Origin of the sequence: Stappia sp., from assembly GCF_965276915.1 — a bacterium.
Lineage (GTDB): Bacteria > Pseudomonadota > Alphaproteobacteria > Rhizobiales > Stappiaceae > Stappia.
Genome location: NZ_OZ255709.1, coordinates 4,355,258 through 4,375,139, shown reverse-complemented (window position 1 = coordinate 4,375,139; position 19,882 = coordinate 4,355,258). Strand labels below are relative to the sequence as shown.

Genomic DNA, 19,882 nt, shown 5'->3' with positions numbered 1-19,882 from the left:
CGCAGGAATGATCCCGGCGCGGGACGGCTTGCGGGTTTCGTCATTCTGGGCGTTGCGGCGGGGCGCCTCCTGCGGCTACATCTGAAGCGTCATCCTCGCGCGGCGCGCTTTCCGGCGTTGCCGCATCAACCCGGTCCGGTCATCCGCTCGCATGCTCGCCGCGCTTGCCATTCGCGATATCGTCCTGATCGACCGTCTCGACCTGTCCTTCGGCGCCGGCATGTCGGTGCTGACGGGCGAGACGGGTGCAGGCAAATCCATTCTCCTCGACGCGCTCAGCCTTGCGCTTGGCGGGCGCGGCGACGCCGGGCTTGTGCGTAACGGCCAGTCGCAGGGGCAGGTGACCGCGGCCTTCGACGTGCCCATGGCGCATCCTGTGCGCGCGCTGCTGCGCGACAACGACCTGGAGGCGGACGGCGACGTCATCCTGCGCAGGGTACAGGCCGAGGACGGACGCAGCCGCGCCTTCATCAACGATTCTCCCGTCAGTGTCGCGCTGCTGCGCCAGGCCGGCGGCCTGCTGGTCGAGATCCACGGCCAGAACGAGGCGCGCGCCTATACCGACCCGGCCGAGCACCGGCGGCTGCTCGATTCCTTCGGCGAATGCGATGGCGACCGGGCCGCGGTCAATGCGGCCCATGGCGCGATGCGCAAGGCGTCGAAGGCGCTGGCCGAGCACGAGGAACGGATCGCGGCCGCGCGCCGCGAGGCGGACTACCTGCGGGCCTCGGCCGAGGAACTGGCGACACTGGCACCGCTTGCCGGCGAGGAGGAAGAGCTGGCCGCATCGCGCCAGTCGATGATGCAGGTGGAGAAGATCGCCGGCGATCTCGGCGAAGCCTTCGAGGCGCTGAACGGGACTGCTTCGCCGATTTCGGAAGTCGCCTCGCTGTGGCGGCGGCTGGAGCGCAAGGCGGAACAGGCGCCGCAGCTTCTCTCGGCGCCCGTCGGCTTCCTTGCCGAGGCACTGGACCGGCTGGAGGATGCAAGGGCCGGGCTCGAGGCGGCCGTGCGCGAGACCGAGTTCGACCCGCGTGCGCTGGAAGCGACCGAGGAACGGCTCTTCGCGCTGCGCGCGGCGGCCCGCAAGTATCAGGTCGCGGTCGATCAACTGCCCGACATCAAGGCGCGCTTCGAGGCGGATCTTGCCGCGCTCGATGCCGGCGAGGAGGCGCTTGCCGGCCTCGCCGAGGCGGCGAAGGCGGCGCAGGCCGACTATGACGCGAAGGCGCTCGCGCTGTCCGCCCGGCGCCGTCAGGCCGGGGCGGCCCTGGAGGCCGCGGTGGCGGGGGAACTGCCGGACCTGAAACTGGAGCGCGCGCGGTTCATCGTGCAACTCGAGACGGACGCGGCCGAGCGCGGCCGCGACGGCATAGACCAGGTCGAGTTCTGGGTGCAGACCAACCCGGGCACGAAACCGGGGGCGATGATGAAGGTCGCCTCGGGGGGCGAGCTGTCGCGGTTCCTGCTGGCGCTGAAAGTGTCGCTTGCCGACAAGGGATCCGCGCCGACCCTCGTTTTTGACGAGATCGACACAGGCGTCGGCGGTGCCGTGGCGGAGGCGATCGGCAACCGACTTGCGCGGCTTGCCGGCAAGGTGCAGGTGCTGACCGTCACGCATGCCCCGCAGGTGGCTGCAAAGGCCGGCGGGCATTTCCTGATCCTCAAGGAGGATGCCGGGGAGGACCGGGTCGCGACGCGCGTGCAGCGCATAGATGTCGATCATCGGCGCGAGGAGATCGCGCGCATGCTGGCCGGTGCAACCATCACCGACGAGGCTCGCGCCGCCGCCGACCGGCTGCTTGCCGACGCGCCGGACCCCTAGGCTTCCCGGCGCTGTCTCCTTGTGGTGGGAAAGCACGCCTTTGCGGTTTCCCGGCGGATTGATACACCCCATACTCCGGTGACGGATCGCGGGCGGCGGCAGGGCCGGCGACGCGGATCCCCGATCTTTCCGCCTGCCGGTCCGAGACGCCGGCCAACCAGCTGCGATCCCGCCATGCCCGATACAGACCTTGCCGCCCGCGCCGTCGAAGACCTGACGCTGGAGGAGGCCGCCACCGAGCTGGCACGGCTCGCCGAGGAGATCGCCGGGCACGACCGGCGCTATCACGGCGAGGACGCGCCGGTTATTACCGATGCCGAGTACGATGCCCTGAAGCGGCGCAACGATGCGATCGAGGCGCGGTTTCCGAGCCTGCTGCGCAGCGACAGTCCTTCGCAGCGTGTTGGCAGCGCTCCCTCCGAGGGCTTCGGCAAGGTCACCCATGCGATCCCCATGCTGTCGCTGGACAACGCCTTTTCCGACGAGGACGTGCGCGACTTCTTCGGCCGCATCCGCCGTTTCCTGAAGATCGATCCGCTGATGGGGGCGATTGCCGTCACCGTCGAGCCGAAGATCGACGGGCTGTCGCTGTCGCTGCGCTACGAGAAGCGTCGCCTGGTCACCGCGGCAACCCGCGGCGACGGGGCGGTCGGCGAAAACGTCACCCAGAACGCGCTGACGATCGAGGATATTCCCCAGCGCCTGCCGGACGATGCGCCGGACGTGGTCGAGGTGCGCGGCGAGGTCTACATGCGCCACGAGGACTTCCGCGCCCTCAATGCAAGGATGGAGACGCAAGGCGGCAAGGTCTTCGCCAATCCGCGCAACGCGGCGGCCGGATCGTTGCGCCAGCTCAACCCGGAGGTGACGCGCTCGCGCCCCTTGCGCTTCTTCGCCTATGCCTGGGGCGAGATGGGGGCCATGCCCGCCGACACGCAATACGGGATGGTGCAGACGCTCGGGACCTGGGGTTTTACCGTCAACGACCGCATGCGGCGCTGCGAGACCGTCGAGGAGATCCTTGACGCCTATCACGGCATCGAGGAGGAGAGGGCGCTGCTCGGTTATGACATCGACGGCATGGTCTACAAGGTCGACCGGCTCGACCTGCAGGGACGCCTTGGCTATGTCTCGCGGGCGCCCCGCTGGGCGGTGGCGCACAAGTTCCCGGCCGAGAAGGCCTTCACCGTGCTCAACGACATCGAGATCCAGGTGGGGCGCACGGGCGCGCTGACGCCCGTCGCCAAGCTCGAACCGGTGACCGTCGGCGGTGTCGTCGTTTCCAACGCGACGCTGCACAACGAGGATTACATCAAGGGCATCGGACAGGACGGCGAACCCTTGCGCGGCGGCAAGGAGATCCGGGTCGGTGACACGGTGCAGATCCAGCGCGCCGGCGACGTCATTCCGCAGATCGTCGATATCGACCTCGACAAGCGACCCAAGGATTCTGAGCCTTACAAGTTTCCCGAGGTCTGTCCGGCCTGCGGCAGCCATGCGGTGCGCGACACGAACCCGGCGAGCGGGAAGATCGACGCAGTGCGCCGCTGCACCGGCGGGCTGGTCTGCCCGGCGCAGGCCAAGGAGAAGCTGAAGCATTTCGTCTCGCGCCTTGCCTTCGACATCGAGGGGCTCGGCGACAAGCAGGTCGAGTTCTTCTTCGACCTGCCGATGGAGGAGGGAGGCATCCGCCAGCCTGCCGACATCTTCACGCTTGCCGAACGTGACGCCGCCTCGCCGCTGATCAAGCTCAGGAACCGCGATGGCTGGGGCGAGACGAGCGCCGCCAATCTCTTCGCCGCGATCGAGGCGCGCCGGGAGGTGCCGCTCAACCGGGTGATCTACGCGCTCGGCATCCGGCATGTGGGCGAGGGCAACGCCAAGCTGCTCGCCCGCCACTATCATGATTGGGAAAGCTTACAGGCAGCGATGCTTGCTGCGGCCGATTCCGGGTCCGATGCCTGGGCGGAACTGATGGACATCGACGGCATCGGCGAGACGGTGGCGCGCGCGGTGGTCGAGTTCTTCGCCGAGAGTCACAATCGCGAGGCGCTGGATGCATTGATGCAAGAGATCCGGCCGCAGGCGATGGAACGGGTCGAGGCCGATGCAAGCCCGGTCGCCGGCAAGACGCTGGTCTTCACCGGCAGCCTGGAGAAGATGAGCCGCGACGAGGCCAAGGCGCGGGCCGAGGCCATGGGCGCGAAAGTCTCAGGTTCGGTATCGAAGAAGACGGACCTCGTCATTGCCGGTCCGGGCGCCGGCTCCAAGCTGAAGAAGGCCGCCGATCTCGGCATCGAGGTCATCGACGAGGATGCCTGGATCGAGATGGCTGGCGGCTGACCAGGGGGGTTCGGCGCGGCTTTGCAGGGTTCCGGCCGGCCGCCCCTCCTAAGGACGGGCAAACTTGCTATATTGGTCCAAACAGCGAACAGATTCGCGGTGACCCGATCGCGACCAACCCGTCGAGACATGACAGTCAATGCCCGATTCCAATGGCGAGCGCTTCTCCACCTCCCACCACGCCTCAGGTCCCGGAGAGCCGGTGCCCGTGCGGCCGGCGGGCGGCAGTGGCATTGCCGCCCGGGCCCAGGCGGGCCTCGCGCGCCCGGCGGCGAACGCTACCTATCTTGACGGGCTGAACCCGGAACAGCGCGAAGCGGTGGAGACGCTGGACGGGCCGGTGCTGGTGCTTGCCGGTGCCGGCACCGGCAAGACGCGGGTTCTGACCACCCGCATCGGCCATATCCTTGCGACGCGGCGCGCCTTTCCGAGCCAGATCCTCGCGGTGACCTTCACCAACAAGGCCGCGCGCGAAATGAAGGAGCGGATCGAGCGGCTGATCGGCGACAGCGCGGAAGGGATGCCCTGGCTTGGCACGTTTCACTCGATCTGCGTCAAGATCCTGCGCCGCCACGCGGAGCTTGTGGGCCTCAAGTCCGGGTTCTCGATCCTCGACACCGACGACCAGATCAGGCTGATCAAGCAGATCATCCAGGCCGAGGGGCTCGACGACAAGCGCTGGACGGCACGTGCCTTCGCAGGCCAGTTAGATGGCTGGAAGAACCGCGGCCTGACGCCCGCCCAGGTGCCGGAAGGCGAGGCGCGCTCGTTTGGCAACGGCAAGGGCCGCTCGCTCTACGAGCAGTACCAGGAGCGGCTGTCGATCCTCAACGCCGCCGATTTCGGCGATCTCCTGCTGCATGTCATCACGCTGTTCCGAGACAATCCGGACGTGCTCGGGGAATACCAGCGCCGCTTCGTCTTCATGCTGGTCGACGAGTACCAGGACACCAATATCGCGCAGTACCTGTTCCTGCGCCTGCTGGCCCAGGGCAATGCGAATATCTGCTGCGTGGGCGATGACGACCAGTCGATCTATGGCTGGCGCGGCGCCGAGGTCGACAACATCCTGCGCTTCGACCACGATTTCCCCGGCGCCAAGGTGATCCGGCTGGAACGCAATTACCGTTCGACGAGCCATATCCTGGCGACCGCCTCGCATCTGATCGCCCACAATGAAGGCCGGCTCGGCAAGACGCTGTTCACCGACGTGGTCGATGACGAGGAAGAGGATGTCCGCGTCTCGGTGGCGGCAGCCTGGGATTCGGAGGAGGAGGCGCGCGCCATCGGCGACGAGATCGAGGCGCTGCAGGCCAAGGGGCACGGCCTCGACACGATGGCGATCCTGGTGCGCGCCTCGTTCCAGATGCGCGAGTTCGAGGACCGGTTCGTGACGCTTGGCGTCAACTACCGGGTGATCGGCGGACCGCGCTTCTACGAGCGCATGGAGATCCGCGATGCGATGGCCTATTTCCGCTGCATCGTGCAGCCGGCCGACGACCTTGCCTTCGAACGCATCGTCAACACGCCGAAGCGGGGGCTGGGCGAGGCGAGCCTGAAGATCGTTCACGCCTATGCGCGGGCGAACCGCATTCCCTTGATGCAGTCGGCCTCCGACATCTGCCAGACCGAGGAACTGAAGCCGAAGGCCCGCACCGCCCTGCGCATGCTGCTGGCGGAATTCGACCGCTGGCGCGACCTGATGCCGGCCATGTCGCATACCGAGCTTGCCGAGATCGTGCTCGACGAGAGCGGCTACACGGAGATGTGGCGCAACGACCGTTCGGCCGAGGCGCCGGGCCGGCTCGACAACCTCAAGGAACTGGTCCGTTCCATGGACGACTTCGAATCGCTGCCGGGCTTTCTGGAGCATGTCGCGCTGGTCATGGACCGGGACGCGCAAGGCTCGAACGAGGCGGTCTCCATCATGACGCTGCATTCGGCCAAGGGTCTGGAGTTCGACACGGTCTTCCTGCCCGGCTGGGAGGAGGGGCTTTTCCCCCATCAAAGGGCGCTCGACGAAAGCGGCCGAGCCGGGCTGGAGGAAGAGCGCCGGCTTGCCTATGTGGGTGTCACGCGGGCGCGCCGGCGCGCCAAGATCTGGTTCGCTTCCAACCGGCGCATCCACGGCATGTGGCAGAGCTCGATTCCGTCCCGCTTCCTCGATGAGTTGCCGGCCGACCATGTCGATGTGATCGCGCAGTCGAACAGCTACGGAGGCTATGGCGGCGGCGGCGGATACGGCGCCAGCCGCTTCGATACGCGCGATCCGTTCAAGTCGAGCTATTCGACGCCGGGCTGGCAGCGGGCGCAGAAGGCGCAGAAGGCTCAGGCCGGGGCGGACACGGGCGGTTTCGCCGGACGCATGGGGAGCGATCGCGCGCGCGGCGGCCCGCGAACCATCGAGGGGGAACTTGTCGCCCGCTCCGTTGCCGACGAGCCGTCGGCCTATACCATGGGCGAGCGCGTCTTCCATCTCAAGTTCGGCTACGGCGAGATCGTTGCCATCGAGGGCAACAAGCTGACGATCCAGTTCGACAAGGCCGGCCGGAAGAAGGTGCTCGACAGCTTCGTCGAGCGCCATTGACGGCGTATGGCGCCGGCCGGGGCCGCATTGCGACGATCCCGCGATATCGACCTGTTGACTGAAGCGCTGCGGGAGTTCGCCACATGCATTCCGTCGTCACCGCCATCGCCCTGATCGCCGTTGCCGGCGTTGCCGCGCAGTGGCTCGCCTGGCGCTTCCAGTTGCCCGCGATCGTGCTTCTGCTTGCGGCGGGCGTGCTGGCCGGCCCGGTGACGGGACTGGTGCAGCCGGACGTGCAATTCGCCGGCATCGTGCAGCCGCTGATCGCCGTCGCCGTGGCGATCATCCTGTTCGAAGGCGGCCTGACGCTGAATTTTCACCAGATCTCCGAAAGCGCCAAGGCGGTGCGCCGGATCGTCTTTCTCGGCGCGCCGATCGCTTTTGTGCTGGGCGCGGTCAACGCCTTCTACGTCGCCGAGCTCAGTCTCTGGCCGGCCCTGATCTTCGCCGGGATCCTTGTCGTCACCGGCCCGACGGTGATCATACCGCTGCTGCGACAGGCGAAGCTGACCCGGCGCCCGGCTGCGATCCTGCGCTGGGAGGCGATCCTGGCGGATCCGGTCGGGGCGCTGCTCGCGGTCTTCGTCTACGAAATATTCCTGGTCTCGTCCGGCCATCATGCGGCAGACGCGCTGGCCCTGCGGGTGGTCGCGGCGCTTGTCATCGGACTTGGCGGCGGCTGGTTCGCGGGCCGTGCGCTGGTGCGCGCCTTCGTTCATGGCCATGTGCCGGAGTTCCTCAAAATTCCGGTCATCCTCACCGTCGTGCTCGTCACCTATGCGCTGTCCAACGCGGTGCTGGAGGAGAGTGGTCTGCTGACGGTGACCATGCTGGGGCTCGCGCTCGGCAACTCCCGGATCGCTTCGCTCGGCGAGGTGAAGCGCTTCAAGGAAACCATGACGATCCTGCTCGTCTCGGGGGTCTTCATCATTCTCACCGCCTCGCTGGAGCCGGCGGCGCTGATATCGGCTCTCGACCTCAAGACACTGGCCTTCGTGCTCGTCCTCCTGCTGGTGGTGCGGCCGCTGTCGATCTGGCTGTCGACCATCGGGACGGGGCTGACCTTCAAGGAACGGCTGCTGGTCGGCTGGATCGCGCCGCGCGGCGTTGTCGCCGTCGCGGTGTCGGGTCTCTTCGCCGGGCTTCTCGCCTCGCGCGGCATCGCCGATGGCGAGCGCCTCGTGCCGCTTGCCTTCGCGGTGGTGGTGGCGACGGTGGTCGCCCACGGCTTCTCGATCGCCCCGCTTGCCCGGGCGCTGGGGCTTTCGACCGGCGGCGATGCAGGGCTGATGATCGTCGGCTCGGGCCGTTTCACCGTGGCGCTGGCGGCCAAGCTGAAGGAGCGCGACATTCCGGTGATGATCTCGGATCGCAACTGGGCCAGGCTGCGGCTGGCGCGGCAGGCCGGTGTGGACACGCACTATGGCGAGATCCTCTCGGAAGTGGCGGAACACACGATCTCGCTGACCTCCTACAGCCATCTTCTCGCGGCCACCGACAATGACGACTACAACGCGCTCATCTGCACGAATTTCGGCCCCGAGATCGGGCGCTCCAACGTTCTGCAGATCGGGCGCGACAAGGCCGAGACGCCGGAAAGCCGCCAGCTCATGGTGACGCTTGGCGGCCGCCCCTTCCTGGGGAGTGCCGGCGGCATCCATGCGCTCGACGCCAGGGTCGCGGAGAACTGGCGCATTTCCGCGACCACGCTCAGCAAGGAATACGACGGCGAAGCCCACGCCGCCGACCGGCCGGCGGATGCGGTCGCCTTGCTTGTCATCACCTCCGGCGGAAAGCTGCGGCCCGATGGCGGGGCGCGGAACGAGGCCCTGCGCGTCGGCGACACGATCGTCAGCCTGTTGCCGCCGGAAAAGGCGGGCAACTGACATCGGCCGGCCGTCGCGCTTTGGGGTGGTTGGCCATTGCGACGCGGCAACGGCAGGGCTATAGGCAGGCCATCGCGTCCAGCCGGAAGAGATCATGTCCACCATTCGTGTCCGCATCACCGCCCTAGAGATCGAGGCCAAGCGCATCTATGAGTTGCTGGTGCGCGACTTCGAGGACGACGGCAACCCGGTGACGGTGTTCGAATCCTCCGCCGACGGGCGCGAGTGGACGGCCGAGATCCTGCTGTTCGACATGAGCGAGACCGAAGCCGCCGCGCTTGTCCGCGACAGGCTGGGGGCGGATGCCTTCGCGGCGCCGGTCGAGGCGGTCGTTCTGGAGGACATCAACTGGGTGGAGAAGAGCCTGGAGGGCCTCTCCCCGGTGTCGGCGGGACGGTTCTTCGTGCATGGAAGCCATGACCGGGCGAAGCGCCCGCTCAACGGCATCCCGATCGAGATCGAGGCGGCGCTTGCCTTCGGTACCGGGCATCACGGCACGACCTCCGGATGCCTGATCGAGATCGACCGGTTGCTGTCGCGTCGCCGCTACAAGCGGTTGCTCGACCTGGGCACCGGAACCGGGGTGCTTGCCATCGCGATGGCTTTGCTTTCGCGCCAACCGGTGCTGGCCACCGACATCGATCCGGTCGCGACCCGCACGGCGGAGGCGAATGCCCGCCACAATCTCGCCGGCAGCCTGCTGCGAACGGCAACCGCGGCGGGCGTCGACCACCGGATCTTCGCCGAAGAAGGGCCGTTCGACCTTGTGGTGGCGAATATCCTCGCGCGTCCCCTGATGCGCATGGCCGCGGGCCTTGCGCGCCGGATGACGCCGTCTGCGACCCTCATCCTGTCGGGGCTGCGCGTGGAGGACGGTCCGCGCATCCTGTTCGCCTATGGAGCCCAGGGCTTCCATCTGGCCCGCCGGCAGAATCGCGATGGCTGGCTGACGCTGACGCTTGTGCGCGGACGCCGCGAGCCCTGAGAGCCGCAATCCGTCTTCGAAGCGCAAACCGGCCCAGAAACAAGACGGGTGCTGAAACGAAAACGGGCCCGGCGATCCGCCAGGCCCGTGTTTTACAGTGTTGTGCCGGTTCTTGCTCAGAACGCGGCGGTCAGCGATCCCTGACGCTCCAGCTCGGCGCGGTCGTAGCCGTAGGCGGCAAGCGTCGCGTCGTCGAGCGAGAGGAGGTAGCCGTTGACGTAACGGCGGGCCTGACGCTCACGCGCTGCGACCATCGAGTCGATGGCTTTGCGGAAGAGGCCCTTGGAGCCGTTGCGGGAAGCGCCGGCAATGGCAGTGGTGGTCGTGGTGGCAATGGCCATGATCTTTGTCTCCGGTTCGAGGTCTCTCTAAAAGAGCTTCCTCCCTCAAACTCTCAAGACAGAGTATGGGGGTGAGCGAGCCATGCGAAAAGTCCGATAAGTGCATGGCAGCGCTGCGAATGCTGCATGTGCGAATTCATAATATTGCAATGCAGCGGAGCAATTGCCGCATTGCGAAGCGCCGATTGCCCGCTGCGTGTGCAGAACCTGGGTCGAGCGGGCACAACGCCCTTTCGCCGACCCCTGTTTGGCGGTAGCGTTTCGCCATGTTCCAGTCCTTCGACAATGTCATCGACCCGTCCGTCGGCCCCGCGCGTTGCGCGGCCCTGCGGCAAGAGCTTCTCCGTCGCGGTCTCGACGGGTTCCTCGTTCCGCGTGCCGACGCGCACCAGGGGGAATATGTTCCGCCCTCGGATGCGCGGCTTGAATGGCTCACCGGGTTTGCCGGCTCGGCCGGGATGGCCGTGGTGCTGGCCGACACGGCGGCGATCTTCGTCGACGGCCGCTACACCATCCAGGTGCGCGAGCAGGTCGACACGCATGTCTTCCAGCCGCAGCACCTGATCGAGACGCCGCCGTCGGAGTGGCTGGCGGGAGAGCTGAAGGCGGGGCAGAAGCTCGGCTACGACCCGATGCTGCACACGATCAACGGCGCGCGCCGGCTTGGCGAGGCCTGTGCCTCGGCCGGGGCAGAGCTCGTTGCGGTCGAAACCAATCCCGTCGATGCGGTCCGGCACGACCGTCCGGCCGCACCGCTCGGTCTGGTGTCGGTTCATTCCGACGATCTTGCCGGCGAGGCGGCGCCTGCCAAGATCGCCCGCATGGCGACGGCCGTGGCGAGGGCGCGCGCCGATGCCTTTGTCCTGACGCAGCCCGATTCGATTGCCTGGCTCTTCAACATCCGTGGCAGCGACGTCTCGCACACCCCGCTGCCGCTGTCCTTTGCCATCCTTCCGGCGGAGGGGCGTCCTCAGGTCTTCATCGACGGCCGCAAGCTCACCAATGCCTCGCGCGACCATCTGGCGGAACTTGCCGGGATCGAGGCGCCGGCTTCCCTGCTTCCGGCGCTCGAGAAGCTCGGTCACAGCGGCGCCACCGTCATGCTCGACCCGGACTGGGCCGGGGCGGCCCTTGCCGCGGCCGTGAGCGAGGCGGGCGGCACGGTGCGGCACGGAGCGGACCCGATCACCCGTGCCAAGGCGGTCAAGAATGCCGCCGAAATCGCCGGGGCGAAGGCCGCGCACCTGCGCGACGGCGCCGCCTTCGCACGGTTTCTTGCCTGGTTCGACGCCGCCGTCGCGGCCGGCCCGCTCGACGAGATCGGCGTTGCCGAACGGCTGGAGGCGTTTCGCGCGGAAACCGGCAAACTGAAGGAAATCTCCTTCGACAGCATTTCGGCCGCCGGACCCAATGCCGCGATCTGTCACTACCGTGTAGATCGGCGCAGCAACCTGACGATCCCGGCCGACAGCCTGTTCCTGATCGATTCGGGCGGCCAGTACGAGGACGGCACCACCGATATCACCCGGACGCTTGCCGTCGGCACCGTTCCGGAGGAGCAGAAGCGCCATTTCACGCTCGTCCTGAAAGGGCATATCGCGATTGCCACGGCGCGCTTTCCCGTGGGCACGAGCGGTGCCCAGATCGACGCGCTGGCGCGTATCGCGCTGTGGAAGGCGGGGCTCGATTTCGACCATGGCACTGGCCACGGGGTCGGCTCCTATCTCTCCGTGCACGAGGGACCGCAGCGCATCGCCAAGACCGGCCATGCCGCGCTGGAGCCGGGCATGATCGTCTCCAACGAGCCGGGCTACTACCGCGATGGTGGTCACGGCATCCGCATCGAGAACCTGGAACTGGTGATGCCGGCCGCGCAGATCGAGGGCGGCGAGCGTCCGATGCTCGGCTTCACTCCGCTGACGCTGGCCCCCATCGACCGCCGGCTTGTGCTGGCCGGGATGCTCAGCGCCGAGGAGCGGGCCTGGCTCGATGCCTATCACGCGCGGGTGCTGGCGGAGATCGGGCCGCTGGTCGATGCGGGCACACGCGCCTGGCTCGAACGGGCGACCGCACCGCTGTGAGGCGCGGGGCCGCTTCGCCCTAGCGGTGTTCCTCGACCTGGTTGTTGATCAGCGCGGCGTTGAAGAAGCGCAGCGCCCGGACATGGCTTGCGTGTCCGATCACTTCGTCGGGGCGGGCCCGGTCGATCACCGGCAGGCGGTTGGTGCCGCTCTCGTCGAAAACGCGCAAGGCCGTCTCCAGCGTGTCGCCGAGCGTCAGGTAGGGCGCCCCCGCCTCGGTGTCGAAAGGCTGGCGCTCCTCGTCCTCGGCCAGCCGCTCGACGAAATCGGAAACATGGACGATGCGCACCAGCCATTTGTGCGCGCCTTCCTGCAGCATGACGCCGCGCATCTCCAGCTGCCAGTGGAAGTAGGAGCGGCCATGCACCGCCTGGGTCAGGCCGGTGGCGATGGAGACGGCGATCAGCAGCGCAATGGAGAGCGCATAGCCGCCGGTGAGCTCGAACACGATCATCGTCGTCGAGAAGGGGGCGCCCAGCACAGCGGCGGCCACCGCGCCCATGCCGAGGATGGCGTAGAGCCCGTGCGAGGAGGCGAGCTCGGGAAACGCCGCGGCGGCGATCAGGCCGAAGGCGCCGCCGGTCATGGCGCCAAGATAAAGGGCGGGAGAGAAGATGCCGCCGCCGAACCGCGAGGCGAGCGTGATCGAGGTCGCCGCCGTCTTGGCGACGAGCAGCACCAGCATCGTCGTCAGGGGCAATTGCTGCTTCAGGGCGGAGTCCGTCGCCTCGTAGCCGACGCCGAGCACTTCGGGAAAGACAATGCCGATGGCGCCGACGGCAAGTCCGCCCACCACCGGGCGCAGCCAGAGCGGCATGGTGACATTGCGCGCCATCCAGTCGGTGCCGATCAGCGCGAACTGGAAGATCACGGCGACCGCCGCGCAGGTCAGTCCGAGCAGGGCGAAGGCAGGGATCTCCAATGTCGAGGTGATCTGGTAGTGGGGAATGACGAAGGCGGCGACATCGCCGAACCAGGCGCGCGAGAGCAGGGTGCCGAGCACCGAGGCGATGACGATGGGAACGAAGGCGGTCATCGCATAGTGCCCGAGGATCACCTCGTGGGCGAAGAGGACGCCGGCGATCGGCGCGTTGAACGAGGCGGAAACGGCGCTGGCGACGCCGCAGGCCAGCAGGATGCGGCGCGACGCGTCGGGCAGGCGGAAGGTCTGGCAGATCGCCGTGCCGATGGTCGCGCCCAGATGAACGACCGGCCCCTCGCGGCCGGCGCTGGCGCCGCAGCCGAGCGACACCGTCGTGATGAAGGCCGAGGAAATGCCGGACCAGAAGGGCAGGCCGCGGCCGCCTTGCGCGCGCGCCTCGATCACATCGGCGACACCGCCGGCGCGCTGCTTTGCCTGGAGCTTCTCCAGATAGATGCCGACGAACAGGCCGCCCGTCGCCGGAGCCAGCAGGATCACCCACCAGGGCACGTCCGCGACCGCCGTCACCACGGTCTCGGCCGAGGTGCCGAGCCAGGTCCACTGGATGGCGCCGATGGCGAGGCGGAACAGGATCGCGGCAATGGCGGTCAGCAGACCGATCACGATCGCCAGCCCCCAGACGAGCGGAAGCCGGGTCGTGCGGAATAGCCGCACGTTGGGCTCGATCCAGCGCGCTGCCATTTCCGGCAGCCGCCGCAGCTGGGTGTACAGGCCGGTCATCGCTGTCGCCGCGCTGTCGTCCGTTTCCGGTCAGCGCCTGTTGATGGATATGCTGCGACCGGCCCGTTCCGGGCGGCCGAGCACGGCATGGGCATCCTTCATGTCCTGCAGGCGTTGCAGCACATCCTCCGGCCAGGGCGCCACCTTGCGCGCCTTGAGATCGACATGCAGCGACACCTGCTCGGAGGTCGCCGACAGGAAACCTTCGTCGGCGTGAAAGAGCTCCTGATAGAGATGCGCCCGTTTCCCGTCGAAATCAACGAGTTGCACGGTTGCCCGGACACGATCTCCCCCGTTCAGTTCGCGCAGGTAGCACAGGTGGGTCTCGGCCGTGAAAAAGGAGGCGCCGTTCCGGCGCGCGTAGTCCGGGCCGAGGCCAAGATGGATGAAAGCCTCGTCGAGACAGGTGTCGAAGAGAACATTGTAGTAGGCCATGTTCAGATGGCCGTTATAGTCGAGCCAATCGGTGCGAACGGTCTGGATGGAGCCGTGAAACGGGGCATTGGCTTGTGCGGTCGGGGACATGATGGGCCGGTCCGTGGATGCGGCATTCGGCCCGGCGCCGGAGCACCGCCCTTGAGGGCCGGAAGTCTTTGGCCGGGATTGCCGTTTTTGCTAGTGTGCGGCAAGCCTAGTCCGAGACCGGCGGCGAACGCAAACAGGGCAACCGGCTCCGGCCGGGCCGCCACCGCTCCGGCAGCCATATTTCGGGAGACAATTGATGAGCCTTGCAACGCTCCAGGCGCCGGTTAACCGCAATGACGGCGGCATCGAGCTCGTGGTCAAGATCCTCGCCCAGCGGTTCGGCGAGCGCTTCTCGAGTGCCGCGGCCGTGCGCGAGCAGCATGGCCATACAACGACGTGGCTGCCGAATCAGGCGCCCGACGGCGTTGTCTTCGCGCATTCGACGGAGGAGGTGGCGACGGTTGTCGGCATCTGCGCCGAGCACCGCGTTCCCATCATCCCCTTCGGCACCGGATCCTCGCTCGAGGGCCATGTCAACGCCCCGGCAGGGGGCATTTCCATCGACCTCTCGCAGATGAATTCCGTCATCAAGGTCAATGCCGAGGATCTCGACTGCGTCGTACAGGCGGGGGTGACGCGCAAGCAGCTCAACGAATACCTGCGCGACACGGGCCTGTTCTTTCCCATCGATCCCGGCGCCGATGCAAGCCTTGGCGGCATGGCGGCGACGCGGGCCTCGGGCACCAACGCCGTGCGCTACGGCACGATGAAGGACGCGGTGCTGGCGCTGACGGTGGTGATGGCAGACGGGCGGGTCGTCCATACGGGCGGGCGGGCGCGCAAGTCGGCGGCCGGCTACGATCTGACCCGGCTGCTTGTCGGGTCGGAGGGAACGCTCGGCATCATCACCGAGGTGACGCTGCGCCTGCACGGCATTCCGGAAGCCGTTTCCGGCGGCGTCTGTCCCTTCCCGGACCTCGAGACGGCCTGCAACGCGGTGATCATGACGATCCAGTGCGGTCTTCCGGTGGCGCGTATCGAGATCCTCGATTCGCACCAGATCCGGGCGAGCAACGCCTATTCCAAGCTGGAACTTCAGGAAACGCCGACATTGTTCCTCGAGTTTCACGGTACGCAGAACGGCGTTCGCGAGCAGAGCGAAATCTTCAGCGAGATCGCGCGTGACTGCGGCGGCGGCGACTTCGTTTGGGCGACCAGGGCGGAGGACCGGACGCGGCTGTGGGCGGCCCGGCACGATGCCTATTGGGCAGCGCTTGGCCTCAGGCCAGGCTGCAAGGGCGTTTCAACCGACGTTTGCGTGCCGATCTCGCGGCTTGCCGAGTGCATCGGAGAGACCTATCGCGACATCGAGGAGCACGACCTGCTGGCGCCCCTTGTCGGGCATGTCGGCGACGGCAATTTCCATGTGCTGGTGCTTGTCGATGTCGACAATCCCAAGGAGGTCGCCGTGACGGAAGCCTTCATCGAGCGGCTGAACTGGCGCGCGATCGAGATGGGAGGCACCTGCACCGGCGAGCACGGTGTCGGGCAGGGGAAGATGAAGTATCTTGCGCGCGAGCACGGCGCCGGGCTCGATGTCATGGCGGCGATCAAGTCGGCGCTCGATCCGGACAACATTCTCAATCCGGGCAAGATCGTACGGATTGACTGAGGGCGTCCGGGGCGGGGCCGGGGCCAATTTGGGAGAGAGATCCTGAACTCGATCTACATCACGATCGGCGTTGCCGTGATCGCGGTTCTTCTTGCGGCACTTGTCGGACCGTTCCTGATCGACTGGACCGCCTATCGCACGACCTTCGAGCGTTACGGCGAGCAGCTGCTGGGGCATCGGGTGGCGGTCATGGGCGAGGCGGAGATGCGCCTCCTGCCGACACCGACGCTCACCTTCTCCGACGTGCGGGTCGGCGAGCCGGAGGATCCGCTGCTGGCCGTGTCGCGCTTCGAGATGCGCATCGAGCTGCCTCCGCTGCTGAAAGGCGAAGTGCGGATCATCGACATGACCCTCGAACGGCCGGCGCTGCGGCTGTCGATCGACGAGGCCGGGCGGCTCGACTGGTTCACCGCGCGGGCGCGCAACGGCATGATCTCCGACGTCGATCCCGATCTCGTCATGCTCGAGCAGGCGAACATCCGCGACGGCAGCCTGACGGTGATCGACGCACGCAACGGCCAGAGCCACAGGATCGACGACATCGATCTGGTGGTGGCGGCGCGGTCCATGCTCGGACCCTACAAGCTCGACGGCATGGCAAGCTTCATGGGCGAGCGCGCCACCCTTGTGCTCGCAACGGGGCGCGGCGATGCGCAGGGCGGTGTCCGGCTGCGGGCCGGCATCACGCCCGTGTCGCTTCCCGTCGATCTGGTGATGGACGGCCGGCTGGCGCTGGCGGACGGCCGGCCGGGCTATGACGGCGACTTTACCTTCGTGTCGGTGACGCCGGCCGAACAGGCGGAGCGGGCATGGCGCAGCGAGGGCAAGTTCGCGCTGGATGTCGGCAAGCTTTCGCTGAGCGAAGCCACGCTTCGATACGGCCCGGAGGAGCGCCCGGTCACGCTGGACGGCGGCCTCGACCTTGCCCTTGCCGAACCCTATCGCTTCGATCTGGCAGCGACCGCCAAGCAGATCGACCTTGACCGGATCTCCGGGCGCGGGCCGCAGGAGCCGTTGAGTGTCGCGGAGGCCGGCAACATGCTTCTCGGCGCGCTGCGGGCGCTGCCGCATCCGCCCATCGACGGCACGGTTCAACTGGCCGTCCCGGCGCTCGTGTCCGGTGGCGGGCTTGCGCAGGATATCGCCCTGACCGCCGACAGGCTGGCCACCGGCTGGCGGCTGACGGAGCTTTCGGGTCGTCTCCCCGGTCGCACGGAATTCCTGGTGCTCGGCGATCTCGGCTTGCAGTCCCGCACGAGCTTCCGCGGCAGTTTCGCCGTCTCGGTCGCGCAGCCGGCCGTCTTCTCGGACTGGTGGCGCAAGGGGGCGGCGAGCGGTGTCGCGGCCACGCCTTTCGCCATGGAGGCGCGCGTTGACGCGGGTCCCGATGCCGTGTCGCTTACCGATCTTCTTTTCGAGATCGGCCCCGACACCGGGCGCGGCGCCGTCTCGTGGTCGAAGCCTGACGACGGGCCGGCGCTCTTCACCGCCGATCTCGATGCCAAGCGGATCGACGGCGATCAGGCGCTCAAACTCGCGCGACTGTTCCTTGGCAGCGAGGGCGGGCTGGTCGAGGGCGTTTCGCGGGCGGGAACGCAGTTCGACCTGCGGCTGTTCTCCGAGGAAGTCGATTTCGGGTCGTTTGCCGCCAACACGCTTTCGCTGAAGGCGACCTATCGCGACGATACGCTTGTCATCGACGATGCGAGCATCGCCGATCTCTCCGGTGCAAGGGTTTCGGCCAAGGGGAGGATCGATGCGCTGGCGACCGCTCCGGCGGGCGATCTCGACATCAGCATCGATGCGGAGCGTGTCGACGGTGTCGCCGCCCTGCTTGTGGCGATCGATCCCGAGAGCCGCGTCCTGCGGGAATTCAGCGCACGTTCCGATGCTTTCGCGCCGGCACGGCTGCAGCTGTCCTTCAAGGGCGAGGCGGCCGGAAGCGGCGCGAGTGCCGCGACCCGTGCGAGTGCCAGCATTCGGGGCGAGGCCGGTGGCACCAGTGTCGACGTCAATCTGGGGCTCGACGGACGCCTCGATGCCTGGCGGTCCGCCTCAATCGACTTCGAGGCCGGCTTCGGCGCGCGCGACGGGGCCACGTTGCTGGCGCAGGCCGGCATTCCGGTGCTGCCGGTCGCGGCGGTCGGCGAGGCGCGGATCGAGCTTGGCGGGGCGGGCATTCCCGACGACAGCCTCGAGGGACACACACGCATCTATCTTGGCGACGCCTCGCTGAGCGCGGTCGGCTCGCTGTCCCTGCCCGCAGGGGGCGGGGCGGAGTACACCGCCGATGTGGTGGCGAAGGCGCCGGACCTTTTGCCCTTCGCCCTCTTGACCGGGCGGTTGCCCTCGCTCTCCGCCTCGGCCGGGGCGCTCGACCTTGTCGCCGGGCTGGAGGGCAAGGGGGACGCCTTCAGCCTGACGGACCTTTCGGGCAGCATCGCCGGAACGCGGATCGACGGCGACCTGCAGGTCGACCTGAGGCGGGCGCTTGCCAGCCTCGACCCGCGCCTGCGCGGCTCCGTGAGCCTGTCCCGCCTCGACCTTGCCGAACTCGGCGATCTGGTGCTGGGCGCCGACCAGCTTTCGGCGACGTCGGACGGCTCCTGGTCGACCGCGGCCTTCGGCCCGCCGATCCTGTCGGGCATCGATCTTTCGCTCGACTTCGCGGCGCGCCGGATGAGCCTCCCCCCCGCGCCCGATGCGAGCGACGTCAAGGGCCGGATCGGCTTCAAGGACGGGACGATGTCGATGGAGATCTCGCAAGCCGGGTTTGCCGGCGGCGATCTCAAGGGCACTTATTCACTCAAGCGGACCGACGGCCAGGCAAGCCTTGCCGCGTCGATGCGCATCAGCGACGCGGAATTCGGCGAACTGGTCTGGGAGCGGGCCGCCCGGCCCGTGGCGACCGGGCGCATGGCGCTGAACCTGGATTTCGAGGGCACCGGCCGTTCGATCGCCGGCATCGTCTCGGGCCTTTCCGGCGGGGGCACCATGCGGGTCGAGAACGGCGAGATCCGCGGTCTCAATCCCGATGCCTTCGCCCTTGTCATCAGGGCTGTCGATGCGGGGCTGGAACTGGACGACGACGCGATCCGCGAGGCGTTTTCGAGCCATCTCGATGCCGGGCGGCTGCCCTTCGCGGCGCTCGAGGCAAATGCCTCGATTGCCGGCGGCGTCGTCAGGGTCAGCAATGCGCGTGTCGACAATGCCGACACGACCCTTTTCGGCAACGCCCAGATCGACCTTGAGAAGCTGGCCCTGCAAAGCGATTTCTCGCTGAAGGTGGATCCGGGCGAAGAGGCGGTCACCGGGGCGGAAGCCCAGGTCGGGCTGGTGTTTTCCGGTGCGCTCGAAGATCCCGACCGGAGCATAGACATTGCCCCCTTCACCGCCTTCCTGACACTTCGCGCCTTCGAGGAGGAAGTTCGCCGGGTCGAGGAGCTGCAGGCGGAGATCACCGAACGGGATCGCCTGATGCGTGAATTGCGGCGGACGCGCGAAGAGCAGCGCCGGAAAGAGCGCCAGGAAACGCTTGAGGAGCAACGCCAGAGCGAAGACGCCGCGCGTGCGGCGGAGGATGCCCGCAAGGCCGAGCAGGCGGCCCGCGAGCAGGCGGCCCGCGAGCAGGCCGCCAAAGAACAGGCCGCCAAAGAACAGGCGGCCAAAGAGCAGGCGGAACGGGCAGAGGCGGCCAGGGCGGAAGCTGAGCGGGCGGAAGCGGAACGGGCGCAGGCCGCGCAGCAGCGCAATGCGCGCAGCCGGAGCGGCGGCGGGGCAACGCCCGGCCAGCCTGCCCGGGAGACGCCGCCGGCGGCCTTTGGCGACCAGATAAGGCGAGCCCTGGAAGATCTGGACACGCGCGGCACGCTGACACCGCAGGAGCAGTCGACCGGCAAGCCCCTGCAACTGCTGCCGCCGCTCGACCCTCCCGTCTTCATCGGCGTTACGCCGGACCGGTAGGAGTAGCATCGCGAGGGAGCATGTGCCGCCTCGCGCCGGACACCGACGTTCGCGTCGCGTGAGGGCGGCCG

General features: G+C 67.6%; 11 protein-coding genes. 8 read left to right on the top strand and 3 right to left on the bottom strand.

The genetic code is table 11. The features are described 5' to 3' along the window. The first annotated feature begins 151 nt into the window (after positions 1–151). From recN to ACQY46_RS20430, 5 genes are all read left to right on the top strand, one after another. Positions 152–1,825: a DNA repair protein RecN gene (recN, locus tag ACQY46_RS20450; protein WP_428697814.1), complete on the top strand. Its 1,674-nt coding sequence runs from the start codon at positions 152–154 to the stop codon at positions 1,823–1,825. 174 nt (positions 1,826–1,999) lie between these two features. Beyond that, positions 2,000–4,168 (top strand): NAD-dependent DNA ligase LigA, encoded by a 2,169-nt coding sequence (ligA, locus tag ACQY46_RS20445; RefSeq protein WP_428697813.1) that lies wholly within the window; start codon positions 2,000–2,002, stop codon positions 4,166–4,168. Positions 4,169–4,307: 139 nt separating this feature from the next. Further along, positions 4,308–6,755, top strand: coding sequence for an ATP-dependent helicase (locus tag ACQY46_RS20440; RefSeq protein ID WP_428697812.1), 2,448 nt, complete (start codon positions 4,308–4,310; stop codon positions 6,753–6,755). A gap of 83 nt (positions 6,756–6,838) precedes the next feature. Next, positions 6,839–8,641 (top strand): cation:proton antiporter, encoded by a 1,803-nt coding sequence (locus tag ACQY46_RS20435; RefSeq protein WP_428697811.1) that lies wholly within the window; start codon positions 6,839–6,841, stop codon positions 8,639–8,641. Between the two features lie 94 nt (positions 8,642–8,735). Continuing rightward, positions 8,736–9,626 (top strand): 50S ribosomal protein L11 methyltransferase, encoded by an 891-nt coding sequence (locus tag ACQY46_RS20430; RefSeq protein ID WP_428697810.1) that lies wholly within the window; start codon positions 8,736–8,738, stop codon positions 9,624–9,626. 116 nt (positions 9,627–9,742) lie between these two features. On the opposite strand, the gene ACQY46_RS20425 is transcribed toward ACQY46_RS20430, so the two are convergent. Beyond that, positions 9,743–9,967: a hypothetical protein gene (locus tag ACQY46_RS20425; RefSeq protein ID WP_306030506.1), complete on the bottom strand. Its 225-nt coding sequence runs from the start codon at positions 9,965–9,967 to the stop codon at positions 9,743–9,745. A gap of 266 nt (positions 9,968–10,233) precedes the next feature. Between ACQY46_RS20425 and ACQY46_RS20420 the strand changes: the two genes are divergently transcribed. Next, positions 10,234–12,048: an aminopeptidase P family protein gene (locus ACQY46_RS20420; RefSeq protein WP_428697809.1), complete on the top strand. Its 1,815-nt coding sequence runs from the start codon at positions 10,234–10,236 to the stop codon at positions 12,046–12,048. Positions 12,049–12,067: 19 nt separating this feature from the next. On the opposite strand, the gene ACQY46_RS20415 is transcribed toward ACQY46_RS20420, so the two are convergent. Together ACQY46_RS20415 and ACQY46_RS20410 are read right to left on the bottom strand one after the other, a co-directional pair. Next, complete coding sequence (locus tag ACQY46_RS20415) at positions 12,068–13,711, bottom strand: chloride channel protein (protein WP_428697808.1); 1,644 nt, start codon at positions 13,709–13,711, stop codon at positions 12,068–12,070. Between the two features lie 30 nt (positions 13,712–13,741). Next, positions 13,742–14,236, bottom strand: a complete 495-nt coding sequence (locus tag ACQY46_RS20410) for a thioesterase family protein (protein WP_428697807.1) — start codon at positions 14,234–14,236, stop codon at positions 13,742–13,744. 196 nt (positions 14,237–14,432) lie between these two features. On the opposite strand from ACQY46_RS20410, the gene ACQY46_RS20405 reads away from it, so the two are divergent. Further along, positions 14,433–15,848 (top strand): FAD-binding oxidoreductase, encoded by a 1,416-nt coding sequence (locus ACQY46_RS20405; protein WP_428697806.1) that lies wholly within the window; start codon positions 14,433–14,435, stop codon positions 15,846–15,848. 39 nt (positions 15,849–15,887) lie between these two features. After that, the gene (locus tag ACQY46_RS20400; RefSeq protein ID WP_428700529.1) at positions 15,888–19,811 is read left to right on the top strand and encodes an AsmA family protein; all 3,924 of its coding nucleotides are present in this window, start codon (positions 15,888–15,890) and stop codon (positions 19,809–19,811) included. The last annotated feature ends 71 nt before the right edge of the window (positions 19,812–19,882 follow it).

Coding starts and splice junctions, on each gene's coding strand:
- recN (WP_428697814.1), top strand. CDS start 152: ATGCTCGCCGCGCTTGCCATTCGCGATATCGTCCTGATCGACCGTCTC.
- ligA (WP_428697813.1), top strand. CDS start 2,000: ATGCCCGATACAGACCTTGCCGCCCGCGCCGTCGAAGACCTGACGCTG.
- ACQY46_RS20440 (WP_428697812.1), top strand. CDS start 4,308: ATGCCCGATTCCAATGGCGAGCGCTTCTCCACCTCCCACCACGCCTCA.
- ACQY46_RS20435 (WP_428697811.1), top strand. CDS start 6,839: ATGCATTCCGTCGTCACCGCCATCGCCCTGATCGCCGTTGCCGGCGTT.
- ACQY46_RS20430 (WP_428697810.1), top strand. CDS start 8,736: ATGTCCACCATTCGTGTCCGCATCACCGCCCTAGAGATCGAGGCCAAG.
- ACQY46_RS20425 (WP_306030506.1), bottom strand. CDS start 9,967: ATGGCCATTGCCACCACGACCACCACTGCCATTGCCGGCGCTTCCCGC.
- ACQY46_RS20420 (WP_428697809.1), top strand. CDS start 10,234: ATGTTCCAGTCCTTCGACAATGTCATCGACCCGTCCGTCGGCCCCGCG.
- ACQY46_RS20415 (WP_428697808.1), bottom strand. CDS start 13,711: ATGACCGGCCTGTACACCCAGCTGCGGCGGCTGCCGGAAATGGCAGCG.
- ACQY46_RS20410 (WP_428697807.1), bottom strand. CDS start 14,236: ATGTCCCCGACCGCACAAGCCAATGCCCCGTTTCACGGCTCCATCCAG.
- ACQY46_RS20405 (WP_428697806.1), top strand. CDS start 14,433: ATGAGCCTTGCAACGCTCCAGGCGCCGGTTAACCGCAATGACGGCGGC.